This window comes from Raoultella sp., assembly GCF_039594335.1.
Classification (GTDB): Bacteria; Pseudomonadota; Gammaproteobacteria; order Enterobacterales; family Enterobacteriaceae; genus Klebsiella.
The window spans coordinates 1-8,145 of record NZ_JBCNNS010000160.1; the positions used below are offsets into that span (position 1 = coordinate 1).

Below are 8,145 nucleotides of genomic sequence, written 5' to 3' on the forward strand. Positions count from 1 at the left end.
CGGGCGAAGAACGGCGAGCTGCCGTTGGATATCGCGGCGATCCCGCTGGACGATAAGAAAAGCTTCGATATGCTGCAACGCTCGGAAACCACTGCGGTTTTCCAGCTTGAATCTCGCGGCATGAAAGACCTGATTAAACGTCTTCAGCCCGACTGTTTCGAAGATATGATCGCTCTGGTGGCCCTGTTCCGCCCGGGGCCGCTGCAATCGGGGATGGTAGATAACTTTATCGACCGTAAACACGGCCGCGAGGAGATCTCTTACCCGGACGTGCAGTGGCAGCATGAGTGCCTGAAACCGGTGCTTGAGCCGACGTACGGCATTATCCTGTATCAGGAACAGGTCATGCAGATTGCCCAGGAGCTCTCAGGCTATACCCTCGGCGGCGCGGATATGCTGCGTCGTGCGATGGGTAAGAAGAAGCCGGAAGAGATGGCCAAGCAGCGCGGCACCTTCGAAGAAGGGGCGAAAAAGCGCGGCGTGGACGGCGAACTGGCGATGAAGATCTTCGATCTGGTGGAGAAGTTTGCCGGTTATGGGTTTAACAAATCGCACTCTGCCGCCTATGCGCTGGTCTCCTACCAGACGCTGTGGCTGAAGGCGCACTATCCGGCCGAGTTTATGGCGGCGGTGATGACCGCGGATATGGATAACACCGAAAAGGTGGTGGGGCTGGTTGACGAGTGCTGGCGGATGGGCCTGAAGATCCTGCCGCCGGATATTAACTCTGGTCTGTACCATTTCCACGTGAACGACGACGGTGAAATCGTCTACGGCATCGGCGCGATTAAAGGGGTCGGCGAAGGCCCAATTGAAGCTATTATTGAAGCACGTAACAACGGCGGTTATTTCCGCGAGTTGTTCGATCTTTGCGCCCGCGCTGATACCAAAAAACTGAACCGCCGGGTGCTGGAAAAACTGATTATGTCCGGGGCGTTTGATCGCCTCGGGCCGCATCGCGCGGCATTAATGAATTCGCTGGGCGATGCGTTGAAAGCCGCCGATCAGCATGCGAAAGCCGAGGCGATTGGCCAGGCGGATATGTTCGGGGTGCTGGCGGAAGAGCCGGAACAAATCGAGCAATCCTATGCCAACTGCCAGCCGTGGCCGGAGCAACTGGTGCTGGATGGTGAAAGGGAGACTCTGGGGCTGTACCTGACGGGCCATCCTATCAACCAGTATTTGAAAGAGATTGAGCGCTATGTTGGCGGCGTGAGACTCAAAGACATGCATCCGACCGATCGTGGTAAAGTCACCACGGCGGCGGGGCTCGTTATTGCCGCGCGGGTAATGGTCACCAAGCGCGGCAATCGTATCGGTATCTGTACGTTGGATGACCGTTCCGGGCGTCTGGAGGTGATGTTATTTACCGACGCGCTGGATAAATATCAGCAATTGCTGGAAAAAGACCGCATACTTATCGTCAGCGGACAGGTCAGCTTTGATGACTTCAGCGGGGGGCTTAAAATGACCGCCCGTGAAGTCATGGACATTGACGAAGCCCGGGAAAAATATGCTCGCGGGCTTGCTATCTCGCTGACGGACAGGCAAATTGATGACCAGCTTTTAAACCGACTCCGTCAGTCTCTGGAACCCCACCGTTCGGGAACCATTCCAGTACACCTCTATTATCAGAGGGCGGATGCGCGCGCGCGGTTGCGTTTTGGCGCAACATGGCGCGTCTCTCCGAGCGATCGTTTACTCAACGAGCTGCGTGGCCTTATCGGCTCGGAGCAGGTGGAACTGGAGTTTGACTAATACAGGAATACTATGAGTCTGAATTTCCTTGATTTTGAACAGCCGATTGCAGAGCTGGAAGCGAAAATCGATTCCCTGACTGCGGTAAGCCGTCAGGATGAGAAACTCGATATTAACATCGACGAAGAAGTGCATCGTCTGCGCGAGAAAAGCGTTGAACTGACGCGCAAAATCTTCGCCGATCTGGGGGCATGGCAGGTTGCGCAACTGGCACGCCATCCACGTCGCCCGTACACCCTGGATTATGTTCGCCTGGCATTCGACGAATTTGACGAACTGGCCGGCGACCGCGCCTACGCTGACGATAAAGCCATTGTTGGCGGGATTGCACGTCTGGACGGGCGTCCGGTGATGATTATCGGCCACCAGAAAGGGCGCGAAACGAAAGAGAAGATTCGTCGCAACTTCGGTATGCCGGCGCCGGAAGGCTACCGTAAGGCGCTGCGCCTGATGGAGATGGCAGAGCGCTTTAAAATGCCGATCATCACCTTTATCGACACCCCTGGCGCCTACCCGGGCGTCGGTGCGGAAGAGCGCGGCCAGTCCGAAGCGATTGCTCGTAACCTGCGTGAAATGTCGCGCCTGAGCGTACCGGTTATCTGTACTGTTATCGGGGAAGGCGGCTCCGGCGGCGCGCTGGCAATCGGCGTGGGCGATAAAGTGAATATGCTGCAGTACAGCACCTACTCGGTCATTTCGCCGGAAGGTTGCGCCTCCATTCTGTGGAAAAGCGCAGATAAAGCTCCGCTGGCGGCCGAAGCGATGGGGATCATTGCCCCGCGTCTGAAAGAGCTGAAACTTATCGACTCGATTATTCCGGAACCTCTGGGTGGCGCCCACCGCAACCCGGAAGCCATTGCGGCAAACCTGAAGGCGCAGTTGCAGGCGGATCTGGCGGATCTCGACACTCTGAGTAAAGAAGAGCTGTTAAATCGTCGCTACCAGCGTCTGATGAGCTACGGCTACGCCTGATTGTTTCTTGCGTCAATATTGCCAGGGGCCGGATTTTCCGGCCCCTTTTTTATGTGCGATACGCCAGCGCGATTGCTATGATGCGTGACTCAGGTCAATTCCAGGAGGAAAGCGTGAATATCATCGCCATCATGGGGCCCCACGGCGTCTACCACAAAGACGAACCGATCAAAGAGCTGGAAGCGGCCCTGCAACGGCAAGGCTTTCAGACTATCTGGCCGCAAAACAGCGCCGACCTGCTGCAGTTTATCGAACATAATCCGCGGATCTGCGGGGTCATCTTTGACTGGGATGAGTACAACGCCGATCTGTGCAGCGATATCAATCAACTGAACGAGTATCTCCCGCTCTACGCCTTTATCAATGCGCATTCGACGATGGACGTCAGCAGCCAGGATCTGCGTATGACGCTGTGGTTCTTTGAATACGCGCTTGGCCTGGCAGAAGAGATCGCCACCCGAATCACCCAGTACACGCGCGAATACCTGGATAACATTACGCCGCCGTTTACCAAAGCCCTGTTCAACTATGTGCAGGAGGGAAAATATACTTTCTGTACGCCGGGCCATATGGGGGGAAGCGCGTACCAGAAAAGCCCGGTTGGCTGCCTGTTTTATGACTTTTTCGGCGGCAATACGCTGAAAGCCGACGTGTCTATTTCGGTTACCGAGTTGGGGTCGCTCCTCGATCATACCGGACCACACCTGGAGGCTGAAGAGTATATCGCCCGCGCCTTTGGTGCCGAGCAGAGCTACATGGTGACCAACGGAACCTCGACGTCGAACAAGATTGTCGGCATGTATTCGGCGCCGGCGGGCAGCACGCTGCTGATCGACCGTAACTGCCATAAGTCGCTGGCGCACCTGCTGATGATGAGCGATGTCGTTCCGCTGTGGCTGAAACCGACGCGTAACGCGCTGGGTATTCTGGGCGGCATACCGAAGCGAGAATTCACCCGCGACAGTATTCAGCAGAAGGTTGATACCACAAGCGGAGCCGGGTGGCCGGTACATGCGGTGATCACCAATTCCACCTATGACGGACTGCTGTACAACACCACCTGGATCAAAGAGACGCTCGATGTGCCCTCGATCCATTTTGATTCCGCCTGGGTGCCTTACACCCATTTCCATCCGATCTACCAGGGAAAAAGCGGGATGAGCGGCGATCGCATTCCGGGCAAGGTGGTCTTCGAAACACAATCAACGCATAAAATGTTGGCGGCGCTGTCGCAGGCCTCGCTGATCCATATTAAAGGCAGTTACGACGAAGAGACCTTTAATGAAGCTTTTATGATGCATACCTCAACGTCGCCGAGCTACCCGATCGTTGCTTCAATAGAAACCGCGGCGGCCATGCTGCGCGGCAATTCTGGCAAGCGGTTGATTCAGCGCTCTATTGAGCGCTCGCTGGATTTCCGCAAAGAGGTCCAGCGTCTGCGTGAAGAGTCCGACGGCTGGTTCTTTGATATCTGGCAGCCGGAGGATATTGAGCAGGTGCAGTGCTGGCCGGTGGCAAGCGGTGAGAACTGGCACGGTTTTAAAGACGCTGACGATAACCATATGTTCCTCGACCCGGTAAAGGTGACGATCCTGACGCCAGGCATGGATGAACAGGGCAATATGGATGATGAGGGGATTCCGGCTGCGCTGGTGGCAAAATTCCTCGATGAGCGCGGTGTAGTCGTGGAGAAAACGGGGCCTTACAACCTGCTGTTTCTGTTCAGTATTGGGATCGATAAAACCCGCGCGATGGGGTTGTTGCGTGGCTTAACCGAATTTAAGCGCGCCTACGATCTCAATCTGCGGGTGAAGAACATGCTGCCGGATCTCTACGCGGAAGATCCCGATTTCTATCGCAATATGCGTATTCAGGAGCTGGCGCAGGGGATCCACCGTCTGATCCGCCAGCACCAGTTGCCGCAGCTGATGTTGAGCGCGTTTGACGTGTTGCCAAAAATGAAAATGACGCCGCATCAGGCCTGGCAGCGGCAAATCAAAGGTGAAGTCGAAACCATTGAGCTGGAAAATCTGGTCGGGCGCATTTCGGCCAATATGATTCTGCCGTACCCGCCGGGCGTACCGCTGTTGATGCCCGGAGAGATGATTACCGAAGAGAGCCGGGCGGTGCTCGATTTCCTGCTGATGCTTTGCTCGATTGGGCGCCATTATCCGGGTTTTGAAACGGATATCCACGGGGCGAAGCGCGATGATGACGGGGTCTACCGGGTACGAGTATTAAAAAATGACGCACAGCTTGCGCTGCGTTAAGCGGCACGAGTAACCTGGATGGCATTAACTGGAGGGGTAGATATGCTGGGTTTAAAACGGGTTCACCATATTGCTATCATTGCGACCAATTATGCGCAGAGCAAAGCCTTTTACTGTGACATCCTCGGCTTTACCTTGCAGAGCGAGTTTTATCGTGAAGAGCGCGACTCGTGGAAGGGCGATCTGGCGTTGAACGGCGAGTATGTCATTGAACTATTCTCCTTCCCGTTTCCTCCTGCCCGTCCGAGCCGTCCGGAAGCCTGTGGGCTACGTCATCTGGCCTTTAGTGTGGACGATGTTGACGCGGCGGCGGCTCATCTGCAAGCGCATGGGGTAGCCTGTGAGGGGATTCGTATCGACCCTTTTACCGGCAAACGCTTCACCTTTTTTAACGATCCCGACGGCCTGCCGCTGGAGATTTATCAGCAGTAACCCTTGCCAGAGCGCGCCCGGCCCGGTAACGTGCCGGGCTATCTCCCCAGCGACACTATCAAGATGATGACGCCCGATATTGCGCAACTCCTACACCCTTATCGTCAGTTTTTGGTCGCCTTCAGCGGCGGTCTGGATTCGACGGTGCTTTTACATCAACTGCTCTGCTGGCGTGAACGGGATCCAACGCTTCGTCTGCGGGCTATCCATATTCACCACGGCCTGAGCGCGAATGCCGATAGCTGGGTTGCGCACTGTCAGCAGGTTTGTCAGCACTGGCAGATTCCGTTGGTGGTCGAGCGTGTCACTCTGGCGGATGACGGGCTGGGCGTGGAGGCGCAGGCGCGCCAGGCACGCTACCAGGCTTTCCGGATGGCGCTGCAGCCAGGAGAAGTTCTGGTGACGGCTCAGCACCTCGACGATCAGTGTGAAACCTTCCTGCTGGCGCTCAAACGTGGTAGCGGCCCTACGGGGTTGGCGGCGATGGCGGTATCCTCCGAATTTGCCACTACGCGGCTGCTGCGCCCTTTGCTGAATACCCGCCGCGAGACGCTGCACCAGTGGGCGCAGGTCCATCAGCTCAGCTGGATTGAGGACGAGAGCAATCAGGATGATAGCTACGATCGTAACTTTCTCCGTTTGCGCGTTGTTCCGCAGCTTAATGCGCGCTGGCCCCACTTTACCGAGGCGGTCGCTCGTAGTGCCAGCCTGTGTGGCGAGCAGGAGCAACTGCTGGATGAACTGCTGGCGGAAGATTTGGCAAAACTGGTGGCGAATGACGGTTCGTTAGCCATCGATGCGCTGGCGTCCATGAGTGCGCCGCGCCGCGCCGCGCTGCTGCGGCGCTGGCTGGCAAGACACTCTGCGCTGATGCCCTCGCGCGAGATGCCGGAGCGAATCTGGCGCGAAGTCGCGCTGGCGCGAGAGGATGCCTTTCCCTGCCTGCGTCTTGGCGACTTTTCCGTGCGTCGTTACCAGCAGCGGTTGTGGTGGGTAAAATATCAACCCGGCCAGACGGACGCGGTGCTACCGTGGCCGGACTACCGTCAACCGCTGCGGTTGCCGGCAGGTCTTGGTGAGCTGATGCTGCGGCCAGGCGGACCGTTACGCGCCCCGCTTGGTGATGAGCGGGTGACGGTGCGCTTTCGCGCCAGCGGGCACCTGCATATTGTCGGTCGTCACGGCGGCCGCAAGCTGAAGAAAATCTGGCAGGAGCTGGGGGTTGCTCCCTGGCGTCGCGATACGACTCCGCTGCTGTTTTACGGCGAGACGCTGATTGCGGCGGCGGATTCGCTGTTCGTCACCTGCGAAGGGGAAGCGCGGGAAGACGAGGGGATAGAGATGATATGGAGGAAAACGGGCGGCTGAGCCACCCGTTTTTATTCAGGACTCACTGACCACCACGGTACCGATTTCCGGGTGGCTGAAGCTGGCGATTTTATCCAGGCGTAGCTCGCGAATCTTTCCGCTCAGTTCCACCACCAGATACTCGATATTTTTGCGCGAGATAAGATCGTTTGCCTTCGCTTGCAACTGCTCACCATCTTTGAGCGTCAGAACAAGCACCAGGTGATGCTGGCAGGCAAGTTCGAGGTTGTCATAATCATCACAGTTGATGGGTTGATAAGTATCATTCATTGACATAATCGCTCACCAGTAAGTTTGCTGCCGCACAGGCGGCCTTTTCCCTGACTGACTCCGAAAGGGCCTCATCCGCCGCAATTTCATTCAATACTTTCAACACGCAACCCAGCGCATCCGAAATATACCCTAGGTCTCCGCTGGCTATTTCCGCATACCGCTTGCGTATTAACTCACAATATTGGTCCACATGCCCTCCTGTCAGTATTCTGACTCAACCGTGGGATGTAAGTTTAAGCCTACGAAGATACACTCTGTTTAGCAAGGTGACTATACCATAGTCATTTAAGCAATATCAGCAGGATGAAAAGAGAGCCGCCGATTGCCGGCAGCCTTTTGTCGTGAGTTTCGTTACAATGTACGCCATTTATTTCAGGAGTGTATTCATGGCGCTGAAAGCGACAATTTATAAGGCTACGGTGAACGTCGCCGATCTGGATCGCAACCAGTTTCTGGATGCCAGCCTGACGCTGGCTCAGCATCCGTCTGAAACCCAGGAGCGCATGATGCTACGCCTGCTGGCGTGGATCAAATACGCCGACGAACGTCTGCAGTTTACCCGCGGTCTCTCGTCAGAGGATGAGGCAGAGCTCTGGTTGCTCAACGATCATCTCGGCGTTGACCTGTGGATTGAGCTGGGGTTGCCGGATGAGCGACGGATTAAAAAAGCGTGTTCGCGGGCCCAGGAGGTGGTGCTGTTTGCCTACAACAGTCGGGCAGCGGAAATCTGGTGGCAGCAGAACAAGAGCAAAATGGCGCAGTTTAGCAAGCTGACGGTCTGGTATCTGGATGATGCGCAACTCGCCCGGCTCAGCGCTTTTGCCGATCGTTCAATGGTGCTACAGGCGACGTTACAGGACGGCGGCATCTGGCTATCAGATGCTAAGAATAATCTGGAAATTCATTTAACGTCGTGGCAGCCGTCGGCATGATTACGATTAGCCGCAGCGTGGTTATTCCGGATGAAGAGATAACCCTGTCCGGGATACGCGCGCAGGGCGCGGGCGGTCAGCACGTGAATAAAGCGTCTACCGCCATCCATCTGCGCTTTGACATAAAAGCATCAAGCCTG

General features: G+C 56.1%; 9 protein-coding genes. 7 read left to right on the forward strand and 2 right to left on the reverse strand.

What is annotated here, in order from left to right:
- The 5 genes from dnaE to tilS all read left to right on the forward strand — a co-directional run.
- A partial coding sequence (gene dnaE / locus ACZAHD_RS19770) for a DNA polymerase III subunit alpha (protein WP_462458280.1) occupies positions 1 to 1,758 on the forward strand: 1,758 nt, incomplete at its 5' end.
- A gap of 12 nt (positions 1,759 to 1,770) precedes the next feature.
- Positions 1,771 to 2,730: an acetyl-CoA carboxylase carboxyl transferase subunit alpha gene (accA, locus tag ACZAHD_RS19775; protein ID WP_462458281.1), complete on the forward strand. Its 960-nt coding sequence runs from the start codon at positions 1,771 to 1,773 to the stop codon at positions 2,728 to 2,730.
- Positions 2,731 to 2,843: 113 nt separating this feature from the next.
- A complete protein-coding gene (locus ACZAHD_RS19780) occupies positions 2,844 to 5,000 on the forward strand; it encodes a lysine decarboxylase LdcC (protein WP_462458282.1) in 2,157 nt (718 codons plus the stop codon).
- A 42-nt stretch (positions 5,001 to 5,042) separates the two neighbouring features.
- Positions 5,043 to 5,432, forward strand: a complete 390-nt coding sequence (locus ACZAHD_RS19785) for a VOC family protein (protein WP_462458283.1) — start codon at positions 5,043 to 5,045, stop codon at positions 5,430 to 5,432.
- Positions 5,433 to 5,498: 66 nt separating this feature from the next.
- On the forward strand, positions 5,499 to 6,800 hold the full coding sequence (gene tilS / locus ACZAHD_RS19790) for a tRNA lysidine(34) synthetase TilS (protein WP_462458286.1): 1,302 nt from the start codon (positions 5,499 to 5,501) through the stop codon (positions 6,798 to 6,800).
- A gap of 15 nt (positions 6,801 to 6,815) precedes the next feature.
- On the opposite strand, the gene rof is transcribed toward tilS, so the two are convergent.
- Positions 6,816 to 7,076 (reverse strand): Rho-binding antiterminator, encoded by a 261-nt coding sequence (rof, locus tag ACZAHD_RS19795; RefSeq protein WP_462458284.1) that lies wholly within the window; start codon positions 7,074 to 7,076, stop codon positions 6,816 to 6,818.
- The gene (locus tag ACZAHD_RS19800; RefSeq protein ID WP_100682483.1) at positions 7,063 to 7,263 is read right to left on the reverse strand and encodes a YaeP family protein; all 201 of its coding nucleotides are present in this window, start codon (positions 7,261 to 7,263) and stop codon (positions 7,063 to 7,065) included. The genes rof and ACZAHD_RS19800 overlap by 14 nt, the downstream gene beginning before the upstream one ends.
- 196 nt (positions 7,264 to 7,459) lie before the next feature.
- Here ACZAHD_RS19800 and ACZAHD_RS19805 point away from each other — a divergent pair, with 196 nt between their 5' ends.
- Positions 7,460 to 8,005, forward strand: a complete 546-nt coding sequence (locus ACZAHD_RS19805; protein WP_462458285.1) for a YaeQ family protein — start codon at positions 7,460 to 7,462, stop codon at positions 8,003 to 8,005.
- Positions 8,002 to 8,145 (forward strand): peptide chain release factor-like protein (locus ACZAHD_RS19810; RefSeq protein ID WP_462458287.1); only part of this gene is annotated, 144 nt, incomplete at its 3' end. The genes ACZAHD_RS19805 and ACZAHD_RS19810, both read left to right, overlap by 4 nt.